This window comes from Pseudomonas sp. stari2 (assembly GCF_040760005.1).
Lineage (GTDB): Bacteria > Pseudomonadota > Gammaproteobacteria > Pseudomonadales > Pseudomonadaceae > Aquipseudomonas.
Genome location: NZ_CP099760.1, coordinates 590,262 through 604,573 on the forward strand (window position 1 = coordinate 590,262; position 14,312 = coordinate 604,573).

Below are 14,312 nucleotides of genomic sequence, written 5' to 3' on the forward strand. Positions count from 1 at the left end.
ACTCTCAGGAAAAACTGCCGAACCAGAGCTCCCACCGTCGGTCAGACCGTCTAGGCTCTGACAATTCCCCGCTCGCTCGAGGTCCTATCGATGACTCAAGAACCACTAGTTCGCGAAGCAGAGGTGGCCGCATTCCGCGACGCCGTCCTGACCAAACTCACCTACGCGGTGGGCAAAGACCCGGATCACGCCTTCGACCATGACTGGTTCGAAGCCATTGCGCTGGCGGCGCGCGATCACATGGTCGAGCACTGGATGGACCACACCCGGCAGATCTACCGCAAAGGTCAGAAGCGGGTGTATTACCTCTCGCTGGAGTTTCTTATCGGCCGTTTGCTCTACGACAGCCTGAGCAACCTCGGCCTGCTTGACGTTGCCCGTGAGGCGCTGACCGAACTGGGCGTGGACCTGGAGCGCATCCGCCTGCTGGAACCTGACGCGGCACTGGGTAACGGTGGCCTCGGACGGCTGGCGGCGTGCTTCATGGAAAGCATGTCGACCCTCGGCATCGCCGGTCACGGTTATGGCATTCGCTATGAGCACGGGCTGTTCCGCCAGGCCATCGTCGACGGCTGGCAGCAGGAGCAGACCGAGCACTGGCTGGATTTCGGCAACCCGTGGGAGTTCGAGCGGCCGGAGGTCGTCTACACCATCGGCTTCGGCGGCAGCGTCGAGACCGTCACCGATGTCAGCGGCAAGAGCAAACAGGTCTGGCACCCGGCGGAAACCGTTCGGGCAATTGCCTATGACACTCCGGTGGTCGGCTGGCGCGGGGCAAGCGTCAATACCTTGCGTCTGTGGCGCGCCCGGGCGATGGAGGACTTGCACCTGGAGCGCTTCAACGCCGGTGACCACCTGGGTGCTGTGGCCGAAGTGGCCCGGGCCGAAAGTATCTCCCGCGTGCTCTACCCGGCGGACAGCACCGAGGCCGGTCAGGAACTGCGCCTGCGTCAGGAATACTTCTTCGTCGCCGCCTCGCTTCAGGATCTTCTGCGTCGTCATCGCAACATGCACACCTCGGTGCTGACTCTGGGCGATCACGCGGCGATCCAGCTCAACGACACGCACCCCTCGATTGCCGTCGCCGAACTGATGCGCCAACTGGTGGACGTCTACGACGTGGCGTGGGACGCGGCGTGGCAAGTCACCGTCGACACGCTGTCGTACACCAACCACACGCTGTTGCCTGAAGCACTGGAAACCTGGCCGGTGGGGTTGATGGAACGGATGCTGCCGCGGCACATGCAGATCATTTACCTGATCAACGCCCAGCACATCGATTCGCTGCGGGCCAAGGGCATTCACGATTTCGACGTGCTGCGCGCGGTGTCGCTGATCGAAGAGGACAACGGTCGCCGGGTACGCATGGGCAATCTTGCGTTCCTCGGCTCCCACAGCGTCAACGGCGTGTCCGGGCTGCACACGCAGTTGATGCGCAAGACCGTGTTCGCCGAACTGCACAAGCTCTATCCGGAGCGGATCAACAACAAGACCAACGGCATCACCTTCCGCCGCTGGCTGTTCCAGGCCAACGCCGAACTGACCTCGATGCTGGTGGATGCCCTCGGCCCGGATGTGCTGGACAACCCCGAAGAGCGTCTGCTGGACCTTGAGCCGTTCGCCGAGAAAGCAGCGTTCCGCAAGGCCTTCGCCGAACAGCGACTGCACAGCAAGAAAGCATTGGCTTACCTGATTCACGAACGACTGGGGATCGCGGTCAACCCGGCGGCGATGTTCGATGTGCAGGTCAAAAGGATTCACGAATACAAACGTCAGTTGCTCAACCTGATGCACACCGTGGCGTTGTATCAGGCGATTCGGGCCGAGCCTGAAATCGATTGGGTGCCGAGGGTCAAGATCTTCGCCGGCAAAGCGGCGGCCAGTTATCACCAGGCCAAGCTGATCATCAAACTGACCAATGATGTCGCCCGGGTGGTGAACAACGACCCGACCGTGCGCGGTCTGCTCAAGGTGGTGTTCCTGCCCAACTACAACGTCAGCCTGGCCGAGAGCATCATCCCGGCGGCGGATTTGTCGGAGCAGATTTCCACTGCCGGTTTCGAAGCCTCGGGCACCAGCAACATGAAGTTCGGCCTCAACGGCGCGTTGACCATCGGTACCCTTGACGGTGCCAACGTGGAAATGTGCGAGCGCATCGGCGCCGAGCACATGTTCATCTTCGGCCTGAGTGCCCAGCAGGTCGAAGCGCGCAAGCAGAACCACGAGTTCAGCGCCGTGCCGGACATTGCGGCGTCCCATCGCCTCAATGACGTGTTGCAGGCGATCCGCAGCGGCGTTTTCTCGCCGGACGACACCTCGCGCTATACCGGGTTGATCGATTCGCTGGTGGACTACGACCGCTTCCTGGTCTGCGCCGACTTCGATTCTTACTGGGAAGCGCAGATGCGCGTCGACGCGCTCTGGCACGATTCCAACAACTGGTGGCGTTCGGCGGTGCTGAACACCGCGCGGATGGGCTGGTTCTCGTCGGACCGGACGATTCGTGAGTACGCCACGGATATCTGGAAGGCACTGGAGTAACTTTTAGCGACAAATTTGCGCCCGGCCCCACGCTTGTTGGGCCGGGCCGATATACTGAGCCCTGGTTTCGCCCCGTTCCGGGGCTGCTCAGGGATATCGACCATGCAATGGATGTTCATGTTGATCGGGCTGCTGCTCGGTTGGCTGCTCGACGAATCGTTCAGTTCTGCGCTATTGGGCGCGTTGCTGGGCCTGGCGATCGGGCAGACGATCCGCATCATGCGGCTCGGCTCGCAGGTGGCGGAGCAACAGCAGCAACTTGAACAGGCGAAGGTGGCGTTGCAAGGCGTCGCGCAGCGTCTGTATCTGCTGGAGGGATCGCCTTCTCACGCAGTGCCGGCACCAAGTGTGGAGCCGGTCCCCGAGCCGTTGGTCGAGCCCGCCGAGGTCGCCGAAGAAGCTGCGACCCCTGAACTGGTCTGGGAGTTGCCGCCCGAACTCGAACCTCTCTCCGCCGTCGCCAGTGAAGCCAGTCAGCCGCTACCGGCCGATGTCTGGCGTCTCGACGCTGTAACCCCGGACACTCCCGAACCGCAGCAACCTGCCGAACCCCGTGGCCCGAACCTCATCGAGCGCGGCATCAGTGCTGCGCGCAACTGGTTGTTCGGGGGCAACACCGTGCTGCGGGTGGGCGTGGTGCTGTTGTTCTTTGGTCTGGCCTTCCTGCTGCGTTACGCCACCGAAGGCATGGTGGTGCCGATCGAAATGCGTTATGCCGGAGTCGCGGCAGCAGCACTGGGGTTGCTGGCGCTGGGCTGGTGGTTGCGCCATCGCAACAGCAGTTACGCCTTGATGCTGCAAGGCACCGGGATCGCGGTGTTGTACCTGACGGTATTTGCGGCGATGCGTCTGCACCCGCTGCTCGATCCGTCCGCTGCGCTGGGATTGCTGGTGGCGGTGACGGTGTTCTCGGCCATTCTGGCTATTACTCAGGATTCTCTCGCTCTGGCTTGCGTTGCCGCGTTGGGCGGTTTCGCCGCGCCGATCCTGACCTCTACCGGCGCCGGCAACCATGTCGCGCTGTTCAGTTATTTCGCGTTGCTTAACGCAGGCATCCTGGCCATTGCGTGGTTCAAGGCCTGGCGTCTGCTCAACCTGATCGGCTTCGCCGGCACCTTCGGCATCGGATTCGCCTGGGGTGTGCGTTCGTATACGCCGGAACTGCTGTGGAGTACCGAGCCGTTCCTGATTCTGTTCTTCCTGATGTACCTGGCCATCGGCCTGCTGTTCGCCCGACGCAAGTTGCTGGACATGCCGGACGCCCCGGCGGATGGCGATCGCGAGGCGCTGCTGAATTGGTCGGCGCGCAAGGGTGACTACGTCGACGGCACCATGCTGTTCGGTCCGCCGCTGGTGGGTTTTGGTCTGCAATTTGCGTTGGTGCAGCATCTGGAATTCGCCGCTGCGTTCAGCGCATTGGCGCTTGGCATGATTTACATGACGCTCGCCCGGGTGCTGATGGGCGGTCGCGCCTTGTTACTGGGCGAGACCTGCCTTGCGCTCGGCGTGATTTTCGCCAGCCTGGCGATTCCATTGGGGCTGGATGCGCGCTGGACATCTGCTGCCTGGGCGGTGGAGGGCGCAGGGATTTTCTGGCTTGGCCTGCGTCAGCACCGGCCGTTCGCCCGGGCTTTTGCATTGCTGCTGCAACTGGGCTCGGCGCTGGCGTTTCTCAGCCAGTTGCGTGTCGGCGAAAGCAGCCTGCTCGACGGTGCGCCGCTGGGCGCGTTGATGCTGGGCATTGCGTTGCTGTTCAGTTTCTATCAATTGCGCAAGGCGTTGCCGGAGCAGGTTTCACCGTGGGAGCGTCAGGGCTTGCCGGTATTGGCGAGTCTTGGTCTGACTTTTCTCTATCTGCTGGCACCGTTGTTTTTCTTCGTCCAGGCCACGGCCATCAGTTGGGCATTGGCGGGTCTGGTGACCTTGTTCGTTGGCTTGCGCCTGCAATCGCGCACGTTCCTGTTCTGCGCATTTGCCGTACAACTGCTGGGCGGGGCGTTGTTCCTGTTGCGCCTGCAAGGAGCAGGCGAGGATTCGGCGGCCGTGTTCAGCGCCGGTTGGAGCGGTTTGCTCAGCGCCTCGCTGATTGGTCTGGCGTTGATCGCCGGCATGCTGTTGGCGGCGCGCGACGAGATGGTGCGCAACGATGTGCGGCTGTTGCGCGGTTTGTCGGTAGTGCTGTTGGCGGGGTTGGTGTTGATCAACCTGGCGGTGTTGTTCGTCCTGCCGTGGCAAACCGCGAGCGCCGTGTGGGCGGCGAGTGGGTTGCTGATCATCTGGCTCAGTCTGTATCTCAAGCAGCGCGTGAGTTTTGTCTTCGGTCTGTTGTTGCAATTGATCGGCGGCGCGGCGTTTTTGCTGGCCGGTCCGGAGTTGCTCGGGCCGCTGTCCAGCGAAGGTCTGCGACCACTGGCCCATGGCGGATTCTGGACGCCGCTGGTGCTGGGGCTGGCGGCGATGATCGGGGCTTGGCGCCTGCAACTGGGCAATCACGCTTCGGCGTTCGATGTGCTGAGTTTGCAGCGGTTGTCCGAAGTGTTGCTGGTGTGGGGCGCCGGTTGGTGGGCGCTGGCGTGGGTCAGTGAAGTGCTGCGTTTTGCGCCACTGAATCTGCAGGCAACGCTGTTGCTGGTGGTTGCCGCGCTGAGCGTCGCGTTGTGGACGGTGTTGGCATTGCGCCTGAAATGGCCGCCGCTCGGTCTACTATGCACCTTGCTGATTCCGGCGGCCGGGCTGGTGTTGCTCGCCGCGTGGCACTCGCGTTATCACCCGGCGGCCAATTTCGGCTGGCTGGCGTGGGCGGCAGTGTTCGCGGTGCATTTCTTCAGCCTGCGGCGTCTGGCGCCGATGTTGCCGGCGCGAGCCTTGAACACGGCCCATGTGCTCGGCTGCTGGCTGCTGATCGGCATGCTGGCGCTGGAGCTGCGCTACGGCCTGCTGCTGTTGTCCGAGCAGTACAATGCCTGGCGCTGGCTGGGCTGGGCGATTCTGCCGAGTGTGTATCTGTTGCTGATGGCCGCACCGCGTCAATGGCCGTGGCCGGTGGCGGCGTTCCCTCGCGAGTACCGCTTGTTCGCGGCAGCGCCGCTGGCGGTGCTGATGCTCGTCTGGTTCTGGCTGGCGAACGGGGTGAGCGACGGCAACGCCGAACCGCTGCCTTACGTTCCGCTGATCAACCCGTTGGAGCTGGGTCTGTTGATCGCGTTGTTCAGTGTCTATGTCTGGTCGCGCAGTGCGGTAGCCGAGCTGTCGATCCGCAAGGATTACGCCGCTCACGCTTCGCAACTGATCGCCGGTGTTTCTCTGTTCGCCTTCTGCACTGCGTTGGTGACCCGCGCCGCACACCATTGGGCGGGGATCCCGTTCGAGCTCGACCTGTTGCTCGAATCAATGCTGGTGCAGGCCGGGCTGTCCATCGTCTGGACGCTGATGGCGCTCGGATTGATGATCGGCGGGCACCTGCGCCATCGCCGCGAAGTGTGGCTGATCGGTGCGGCGCTGATTGCGCTGGTGGTGGCGAAACTGATTTTTGTCGAACTGAGCAACCGTGGCGGGCTGGCGCGGATCGTCTCGTTTATCGGCGTCGGTGTGTTGCTGCTGGTGGTGGGCTACTTCGCGCCGCTGCCGCCCAAACGCGTCGAAGCTGCACCGGAGGCGGACAAACCGGCCCCGGAAACCGAAGGAGTGTCGTCTTGAGTCGCAAGCTTAATCTCGGGTGGCTGTTGCTGGGCGTGGCCATGACGGCCGGCGCTCAGGAAAAACCGGCGGACTTCGCCGCGCTGGTGCCGTTGTCGGTCAGTGGCGCAGGCCCGTGGTATCGCCTCGAAATGCCGCTGAGCGTGCAGTTGCAGGCGCGCCAGACCGACCTCAGTGACCTGCGGGTGTTCAACGCCGCCGGTGAACCGCAGGCCTATGCGCTGGCCCGGGAATCGGCGCAGACCCGCGATGACGGCCACATGAACACGGTGAAGTGGTTTCCGCTGTATAACTCGGCGGATGCCACCGAACGTGCGCCGAGTGTGCGGGTGCAGTCCACGACCACCGGCACGCTGGTGGAAGTGCAGCCCTCCAGCCAGCTGGAAGCGGGCGAGGAAGTGCTGCGCGGCTGGCTGCTGGATGCCAGTGCAATCAAGGCACCTTTGCAGCAACTGATCCTCGACTGGACCAGCGAGCGCGACGGCTTCCAGCGTTTCAGCATCGAGGCCAGCGACGACCTGCAGCACTGGCAACCGTGGGGTGAAGGCCAGGTCGCGCGCCTGACTTTTTCCGATGAGCGCATCGAACAGCATGAAGTCGCGCTGCCGGGGCAATCGGCGCGCTATCTGCGGCTGTTGTGGGATTCGCCCAATGCAGCACCAACGCTGACCTCGGTGCAATTGAAAAGCAGCGACCCGCAAAACCTGCCGTTGCCGCTGGTCTGGTCGCCAGCGCTGGCCGGCAGCAGCACCAAGGCCGGGGAATACACCTGGCAGTTACCGATGGGGCTGAATGTCGAACGGGTCCAGGTTGAGTTGAAACAACCCAACAGCCTGGCGCCGGTGATGCTCTCGGGGCGCCGCGAAACCAGTCTGCCGTGGCAACCGTTGAGCAGCGGCTTACTCTATCGCCTGACCCAGAATGGCCAGGACGTGGTGCAGAACGAATTGCAGCTTTACGGCCAGACCGTCCAGCAGTTGAAGCTGACGGTCGACGAACGCGGCGGCGGCCTCGGCGAGCAGGCGCCGAGCATCAAGTACGCGGTGCGCGCCACACAGGTGATCTTCCTTGCTCGCGGTGACGGGCCTTACAGCCTGGCGCTGGGCAATCCGACGGTGAGAACGGCGAACCTGCCGCTGAGCACGCTGATCCCCGACTTCAAACCGGAGAAGCTGGCCACGCTGGGCAAGGCCACGGTGCAGGGCGATGCAGTCGCGACGCAGACAACGACGGCGACGACAGCAGCTGTCGCCGAGACCAACTGGAAGAAAATCGGATTGTGGGCGGTATTACTGTTGAGTGTGCTGTTTCTGGCCGCGATGGCCTTCAGTCTGCTGCGCAAGCCGCCGGCCAAGTCCTGAGTTATGACGGGTGTGGCCTCCACACCCGTCGGGTTTCCAACTACGCTGAATCCCGTGTCTGAACTCTCCCGGTTCGATCACGTCTGATAGCAGGAATTGCACCCGACGCACGTTAGCGGGCGTCATTGCTCGCTACGGTTTAAGACTCCCTGTAAACTGCGCGGGTTTTCAGCCCCCCCATTCCACCGGAGCCGTCCATGTCCCGCGTTACCCTGAGTCGCTATTTGATTGAGCAGACCCGCAGCAACAACACTCCTGCCGATCTGCGCTTCCTGATCGAAGTGGTGGCGCGTGCCTGCAAAGAGATCAGCCACGCCGTGTCCAAAGGCGCCCTGGGCGGTGTTCTGGGCAGCATGGGCACTGAGAACGTGCAAGGCGAAGTGCAGAAGAAGCTCGACGTACTGTCGAACGAAATCCTGCTCGAAGCCAACGAGTGGGGCGGTCACCTGGCCGGCATGGCGTCCGAAGAAATGGACAACGCCTACCAGATCCCGGGCAAATACCCGAAAGGCGCCTACCTGCTGGTATTCGACCCGCTGGACGGTTCGTCGAACATCGACATCAACGCGCCGGTCGGCACCATCTTCTCGGTACTGCGTTGCCCGAACGAATACCTGAGCCAGAACGAAGCCCTGAACGAAAAGGCCTTCCTGCAGCCAGGCACCCAGCAGGTTGCGGCCGGTTACGCGATCTACGGTCCGCAGACCATGCTGATCCTGACCCTGGGCAATGGCGTGAAGGGTTTCACCCTGGACCGCGAAATGGGCAGCTTCGTCCTGACTCACGAAGACATCACCATTCCTGAAAGCACCCAGGAATTCGCCATCAACATGTCCAACCAGCGTCACTGGGAAGCTCCGGTACAGCGCTACGTTTCGGAACTGCTGGCCGGTGAAGAAGGCCCGCTGAAAAAGAACTACAACATGCGTTGGGTCGCGGCGATGGTTGCCGACGTGCACCGCATCCTGACCCGTGGCGGTCTGTTCATGTACCCGCGCGACAGCCGCGAGCCGTCCAAGCCAGGCAAACTGCGCCTGATGTACGAAGCCAACCCGATGTCGTTCCTGGTGGAACAGGCGGGCGGCGCTTCCACCGACGGTCACCAGCGCATCCTCGACATCCAGCCTGAAGGCCTGCACCAGCGCGTAGCGGTGTTCCTCGGCTCGAAAGAAGAAGTCGCCCGCGCCACGGCTTACCACAAGGAATAAACCATGACCGCGCCTTGGCAGCCGTTGCTCGATTGGTGGTTCGGTCATGCCGAGTCAGCGACTGAAGTGACGGCGCAACAGGGCAGGTTGTGGTTCGGCAAGAAAGACAGTCAGGACCTCGAAGCGCGTGAGCGTTTCGGGGTCTTTGTCGATCAGGCCCTCGCCGGCGGATTGACCGAGTGGACGCAACGTCCCGAAGGTTGGCTGGCGCTGGTGCTGCTGCTCGACCAACTCCCGCGAATGATCTTTCGCGATACACCCAAGGCTTTTTCCGGCGATCTGCGGGCGCAGAAACTGGTCGCCCAAGGCATTGCGGCGGATTTCGACCGGCAGTTGAAACCGATTCAGCGACTCTTCATCTACCTCGTCTTCGAACACTGCGAAAACCTCGCTGTGCAGAATGAAGCCGTCTCGCGATTCATCGAATTGGTGGCTGAACAGCCGGAGGCGGAGCGTGGGGTGTTTGCCGACAACCTGGATTATGCCGAGCGGCACCAGCGGGTGATTGCGCGGTTTGGGCGGTTTCCGCATCGCAATGCGGTGTTGGGGCGGGAGTCTACGGCGCAGGAATTGGAGTTTCTCAAACAGCCTGGGTCAAGTTTCTAGCTTGTCCGCGTCCACTTATCCAATTCAAGAAACAAGTCTTCAACGTCTCTGTACTTTTCTTGATCAATTTCGTCGGCACCCAATGCAAGGATTGCCAATAAAGTAGTTTGATCTGAATCCGTGCAATTGTGATTTTTGTTCATTGGCCAAATTTCCTTGCGAATCGCGGATTACATTTCCGGCCTTCTGTGTCATGTATACCGCTATCGCGGGCAAGCCCGCTCCCACAGTGTTTGATGTGAGACACAAATTGTGTGAACACACATTACCTGTGGGAGCTACGGTGCGACGACTCGACTTGCCAGCGATGAGGTCAGTAACCGCGCCTCAGATCCGGAAGCTACCCACCAACTGTTTCAACCGCGCCGCCTGCTGCTCAAGATCCGCACAAGCGCGCAACGTCGCCTGCAGGTTCTCCACACCTTCCTGGTTCAGCGTGTTGATCTCGTTGATATCCACGTTGATCGACTCGACCACCGCTGTCTGCTCTTCGGTCGCGGTCGCCACCGACTGGTTCATGCCGTCGATCTCGCCGATGCGCTGGGTCACGCTTTCCAGACGCTCGCCGGCCTGATTGGCAATGCCGACGCTGCTTTCGCTCTCGCGTTGGCTCTCGGTCATGATGCCGACGGCCTGACGTGCGCCGACCTGCAGTTCTTCGATCATGCTTTGCACTTGCTGCGCCGAATCCTGGGTGCGGTGTGCCAGGTTGCGCACTTCGTCGGCCACCACGGCGAAACCACGACCGGCCTCACCGGCACGGGCCGCTTCGATGGCGGCGTTGAGCGCCAGCAGGTTGGTCTGCTGGGAGATGCTGGTGATCACTTCCAGAATCTGCCCGATGTTCACGGTGTTGCTGTTCAAGGTTTCGATGTTGCCGCAGGAGTCGCTGATCTTCGCCGACAGTTGCTGCATGGCGTGGATGGTTTTATCCACAACCTGCTGGCCGTCTTCGGCCAGGCTGCGTGCGTCGCTGGAGTGTTGCGAGGCGAGGGCGGCGTTCTGGGCGATTTCCTGGGCGGCGGCGCCGAGCTGATTGATTGCAGCGGCCACGCTGTTGGTGCGCGAGGCCTGTTGGTCGGAATTGAACATCGACGAGTTGGACGCCGCGACCACGCGCAGGGCGACTTCGTTGACCTGCCCGGTGGCCGAGGACACTTCGCGGATCGAGGTGTGGATACGCTCGACGAAACGGTTGAACGACAACCCCAGCGCACCGAACTCGTCGTGGCCGTGGATGGTCAGGCGTTTGGTCAGGTCGCCTTCGCCTTCGGCGATGTCATGCATGGCGCGGCCCATGGTCAGCAGCGGTTGCATCAGCACGCGGATCAGCATGCCGAGCAGGGCGATGATGATCACCACGGCGATGACCATGGCGATCAGCGCCGATGTGCGGAACTCGCTGAGCATCGAGAACGCGGTGTCCTTGTCCAGCACCAGACCCACGTACCAGTCGGCCGATGGCACGCCGTTGACGCGGGTGAAGGAGATCAGTTGGGTCTTGCCGTCGAACTCGACTTCCTTCAGGCCCGGGCTGACTTTTGGTGCACCGTTGGGATAGGCCTCGGCCAGGGTCTTGAGCACCAGTTTGCTGTCCGGGTGGATCAGGATCTTGCCGTCGGCGCTGACGATGAACGCGTGGCCGTGGCCACCGAAGTTCAGCGAGTTGATGATCGCGCTGACACTCGACAGATCAATGTCGGCACCGGCCACACCAATCATCTGGCCCTGGCGCTGTACCGGAGTGGCAACGGTAATCACCAGTTTGCCTGACGAGGCGGCGATGTACGGTTCGGTGACGATGGTCTGCTGGGCGCTGTTCGCGGCTTTGTACCAGCCACGGGCGCGCGGGTCGTAGTCCGGTGCGCGGTTGCCGGCCGGGATCGAGAACATCACACCGTCGGCGCCGCCGAAGTAGCTGAGCTGGAAATTGCCGGTGTAGGCGGGCAGGTCGATGATGCGCTTAAGACTGGCCGGGGCGTTGCCGTCGGCGACAACCTGCTGCGACATCGATTGCAGCAACTGGATGCGGCTTTCCAGCCAGGTCTGGATGTTGCTGGTGGTCAGGCTGCCCAGTTCCTGCATGGCCGCTTCGGTACTGGTTTGCAGGGCTTCGCGTTGTCGATAGTCGTTGAACAAAATGAAACAGGCGAACGCTACGGCCACCACGAGGGCAGCAGCCAACAAGATCTTGTGGCTGAATTTCATGTTTCTGGTCATTAAGTGAGCTACCGCGAAGGGGCTGGTCAAGAAAGGGCGGCAATTTGCCACACTCTCGGGCTTTGCGCTGCTCTTATTTCGACCGCCGCGTGACAAAGATGAGGACGCTTTTGTTAAAGGCGACGAAATGCTCAATAGCCTTACAAAGTGTCTGATTTACCGATGAATGCCGGACGAGCGGGCGAACAAATAGCCAGTCCCCCAGGGAACCAGACAGGGGTTTTCTCTTCTAAGCTTCTGGTTGGCGCCAGGCCATCCCCCTTCCGTTCCAGGAGTTACACCATGTCGCTGCGATCTATCGCCCTTCTGTCGTTTTGCGTGCTGTTGGCCGCATGCAGCAAGGTCAATCAGGAAAACTACTCCAAGCTCTCGGCCGGCATGGCCAAGGCCGAAGTGGAGACGCTGCTCGGCAAGCCTACCGATTGCTCGGGCGCGCTCGGCATGTCCAGTTGCACCTGGGGCGACAAGAACAGCTTTATCAGCGTGCAGTACGCCGGTGACAAAGTGTTGATGTTTTCCGGCCAAGGCCTGAAGTAAACCGGGGCTACGCGCCCACGGGAGAAAAACAATGAAGCGGTTATTGCTTGTCCTTTTTGCCGGCCTGGTATTGGCCGGCTGCGCCACGACCGGTGAAGATCCGCTGGCGCCCAAGACAGTCCACAGCGTCAACCTCAAGCGTTACCAGGGCACCTGGTACGAATTGGCACGACTGCCGATGTATTTCCAGCGCAACTGCGCACAATCCGAAGCCCGTTACACGCTCGAATCGGACGGCAACCTGGGCGTATTCAACCGTTGCCTGACCAAGGACTGGCAATGGGAAGAGGTCAAGGGCACGGCTTATCCACAGGTGCCGGGTAAAACCGACAAATTGTGGGTCGAGTTCGACACCTGGTTCTCGCGGCTGATTCCGGGTTCGGCCAAGGGCCAATACTGGGTGCTGTACGTCAGTGACGACTACAAGACCGCCATTGTTGGTGACCCGAGCCGACGTTACCTGTGGCTGCTGTCCCGCACCCCGACTGTCAACGGTGTGGTGCGCGAGGAGCTGTTGAGCAAGGCGCGTCAGCAGGGTTACGACACCACGCGGTTGATCTGGCGGGCGTCGGATCAGCAGATGGCCAAGACGTCCAACTGACGCGCAACAAAAAACCTGTGGAGGTAGCCCTCCACAGGTTTTTTTGTGTCAGCCCAAAAGCTCTCGCAGCACCTGGGTGAAGGCGCGATTGCTGTCCTCTTCCCCGGCATGGTGCCCGTCACGTACGACCCACTGACCGTTGACCAGCACGTCACGCACCTGACGGTCGCCACCGGCAAACAGCCAGCGGTTGAGGATCCCGTCACCGCTGGCCGTGGCCAGGTACGGATCGCTGCCATCGAGCACAATCCAGTCGGCGCGTTTGCCGACTTCCAGCGCGCCGATCGGCTGGCCCAGCGCCTGAGCGCCACCGTCCAGTGCGGCGTCATACAACGTGCGACCAACCATCGGTTGATCCGCGCCATACAAGCGATTGCGTCGCTGATCGCGCAGACGCTGGCCGTATTCCAGCCAACGCAGTTCTTCCACCACACTCAACGACACATGGCTGTCGGAACCGATGCCCATGCGTCCGCCCTGAGCGAGGAAATCCACCGCCGGGAAAATCCCGTCGCCGAGGTTGGCCTCGGTGGTCAGGCACAGGCCGGCAATGGCGCGACTCTTGGCCATCAGCGTGACTTCTTCCGGATTGGCGTGGGTCGCGTGCACCAGGCACCAGCGCTGATCGACTTCGGTGTTTTCATACAGCCATTGCAGCGGACGGCGACCGCTCCAGCTCAGGCAGTCGTCGACTTCCTTCTGCTGTTCGGCGATGTGGATATGTACCGGGCATTGCTTGTCGCTGGCCGCCAGCACTTCGCTGATCTGCTGCGGGGTAACCGCGCGCAACGAGTGGAAACACAATCCCAGCGACTGAGCCTTCTGCTGCGCCAGCAACGGTTGCAGGCGTGATTGCAGTTTCAGGTAGTTTTCGGTGCTGTTGATGAAGCGGCGCTGGCCCTCGTTCGGCGTCTGGCCACCGAAACCGCTGTGGCTGTAGAGCACCGGCAACAGCGTCAAACCGATGCCGGCGGAGCTGGCGGCCTGGCTGATGCGCAACGCCAGCTCGGCCGGATCGGCGTACGGCTGCCCGTTGTGATCGTGATGGACGTAATGGAATTCGGCGACCGAGGTGTAACCGACCTTGAGCATTTCGATGTACAGCTGACGGGCGATCACGCCGAGCTGGTCCGGGCTGATTTTTCCGACGAGCCGGTACATCAGATCGCGCCAGGTCCAGAAACTGTCATTGGGATTGCCGGCCACTTCTGCCAACCCGGCCATCGCTCGCTGGAACGCGTGGGAGTGCAGATTCGGCATGCCCGGCAGCAGCGGACCGCTCAGCCGTTCGGCGCCATCTGCAGTGGAATCGGCCTGGATTCGGGTCAACACGCCATCGGCGCTGACCTCGAGACGTACATTGTTGGCCCATCCGTTAGGCAGCAGCGCGCGTTCGGCAAAGAAGGCGGACATGGTTCAGCACCCCATCGTGTGTTATTTGTATATACATATACAGACGTTTGCCTGCCCGGTAAACTCCGGCAAGCTAGCAACCTTATCCAATGAACAGGGATCCATCGTGCCGACTCCGCCTCCAGTTTC

The 14,312-nt window shown here is 61.6% G+C and carries 9 protein-coding genes; 7 read left to right on the plus strand and 2 right to left on the minus strand.

Features of this window, described 5'->3' with window-relative positions:
- Positions 1 to 90 precede the first annotated feature (90 nt).
- From NH234_RS02670 to NH234_RS02690, 5 genes are all read left to right on the plus strand, one after another.
- Positions 91 to 2,541 carry a glycogen/starch/alpha-glucan phosphorylase gene (locus NH234_RS02670; protein ID WP_367255576.1) on the plus strand — a complete coding sequence of 817 codons (2,451 nt, stop codon included), beginning with the start codon at positions 91 to 93 and terminating at the stop codon, positions 2,539 to 2,541.
- Between the two features lie 102 nt (positions 2,542 to 2,643).
- Positions 2,644 to 6,237 (plus strand): DUF2339 domain-containing protein, encoded by a 3,594-nt coding sequence (locus NH234_RS02675; RefSeq protein WP_367255577.1) that lies wholly within the window; start codon positions 2,644 to 2,646, stop codon positions 6,235 to 6,237.
- Entirely contained in the window at positions 6,234 to 7,598 is a 1,365-nt protein-coding gene (locus NH234_RS02680; RefSeq protein WP_367255578.1) for a DUF3999 domain-containing protein, read from the plus strand. The genes NH234_RS02675 and NH234_RS02680 overlap by 4 nt, the downstream gene beginning before the upstream one ends.
- Before the next feature lie 197 nt (positions 7,599 to 7,795).
- Complete coding sequence (locus NH234_RS02685) at positions 7,796 to 8,806, plus strand: class 1 fructose-bisphosphatase (protein ID WP_065261556.1); 1,011 nt, start codon at positions 7,796 to 7,798, stop codon at positions 8,804 to 8,806.
- Between the two features lie 3 nt (positions 8,807 to 8,809).
- Positions 8,810 to 9,412, plus strand: a complete 603-nt coding sequence (locus tag NH234_RS02690; protein WP_367255579.1) for a DUF924 family protein — start codon at positions 8,810 to 8,812, stop codon at positions 9,410 to 9,412.
- A 327-nt stretch (positions 9,413 to 9,739) separates the two neighbouring features.
- On the opposite strand, the gene NH234_RS02695 is transcribed toward NH234_RS02690, so the two are convergent.
- Entirely contained in the window at positions 9,740 to 11,632 is a 1,893-nt protein-coding gene (locus tag NH234_RS02695; protein WP_367255580.1) for a methyl-accepting chemotaxis protein, read from the minus strand.
- Between the two features lie 282 nt (positions 11,633 to 11,914).
- Here NH234_RS02695 and NH234_RS02700 point away from each other — a divergent pair, with 282 nt between their 5' ends.
- The gene (locus NH234_RS02700; protein ID WP_007952486.1) at positions 11,915 to 12,169 is read left to right on the plus strand and encodes a hypothetical protein; all 255 of its coding nucleotides are present in this window, start codon (positions 11,915 to 11,917) and stop codon (positions 12,167 to 12,169) included.
- Between the two features lie 31 nt (positions 12,170 to 12,200).
- Positions 12,201 to 12,770, plus strand: a complete 570-nt coding sequence (locus NH234_RS02705) for a lipocalin family protein (protein WP_085712791.1) — start codon at positions 12,201 to 12,203, stop codon at positions 12,768 to 12,770.
- A gap of 48 nt (positions 12,771 to 12,818) precedes the next feature.
- Here the strand turns inward: NH234_RS02705 and NH234_RS02710 are convergent, their stop codons facing one another.
- Complete coding sequence (locus NH234_RS02710; protein ID WP_367255581.1) at positions 12,819 to 14,183, minus strand: formimidoylglutamate deiminase; 1,365 nt, start codon at positions 14,181 to 14,183, stop codon at positions 12,819 to 12,821.
- Positions 14,184 to 14,312: the final 129 nt, after the last annotated feature.

Bases quoted from the DNA above. Each gene is read 5' to 3' on its own strand.
- NH234_RS02670 (WP_367255576.1), top strand. From the start codon at position 91: ATGACTCAAGAACCACTAGTTCGCGAAGCAGAGGTGGCCGCATTCCGC.
- NH234_RS02675 (WP_367255577.1), top strand. From the start codon at position 2,644: ATGCAATGGATGTTCATGTTGATCGGGCTGCTGCTCGGTTGGCTGCTC.
- NH234_RS02685 (WP_065261556.1), top strand. From the start codon at position 7,796: ATGTCCCGCGTTACCCTGAGTCGCTATTTGATTGAGCAGACCCGCAGC.
- NH234_RS02690 (WP_367255579.1), top strand. From the start codon at position 8,810: ATGACCGCGCCTTGGCAGCCGTTGCTCGATTGGTGGTTCGGTCATGCC.
- NH234_RS02695 (WP_367255580.1), bottom strand. From the start codon at position 11,632: ATGACCAGAAACATGAAATTCAGCCACAAGATCTTGTTGGCTGCTGCC.
- NH234_RS02700 (WP_007952486.1), top strand. From the start codon at position 11,915: ATGTCGCTGCGATCTATCGCCCTTCTGTCGTTTTGCGTGCTGTTGGCC.
- NH234_RS02705 (WP_085712791.1), top strand. From the start codon at position 12,201: ATGAAGCGGTTATTGCTTGTCCTTTTTGCCGGCCTGGTATTGGCCGGC.
- NH234_RS02710 (WP_367255581.1), bottom strand. From the start codon at position 14,183: ATGTCCGCCTTCTTTGCCGAACGCGCGCTGCTGCCTAACGGATGGGCC.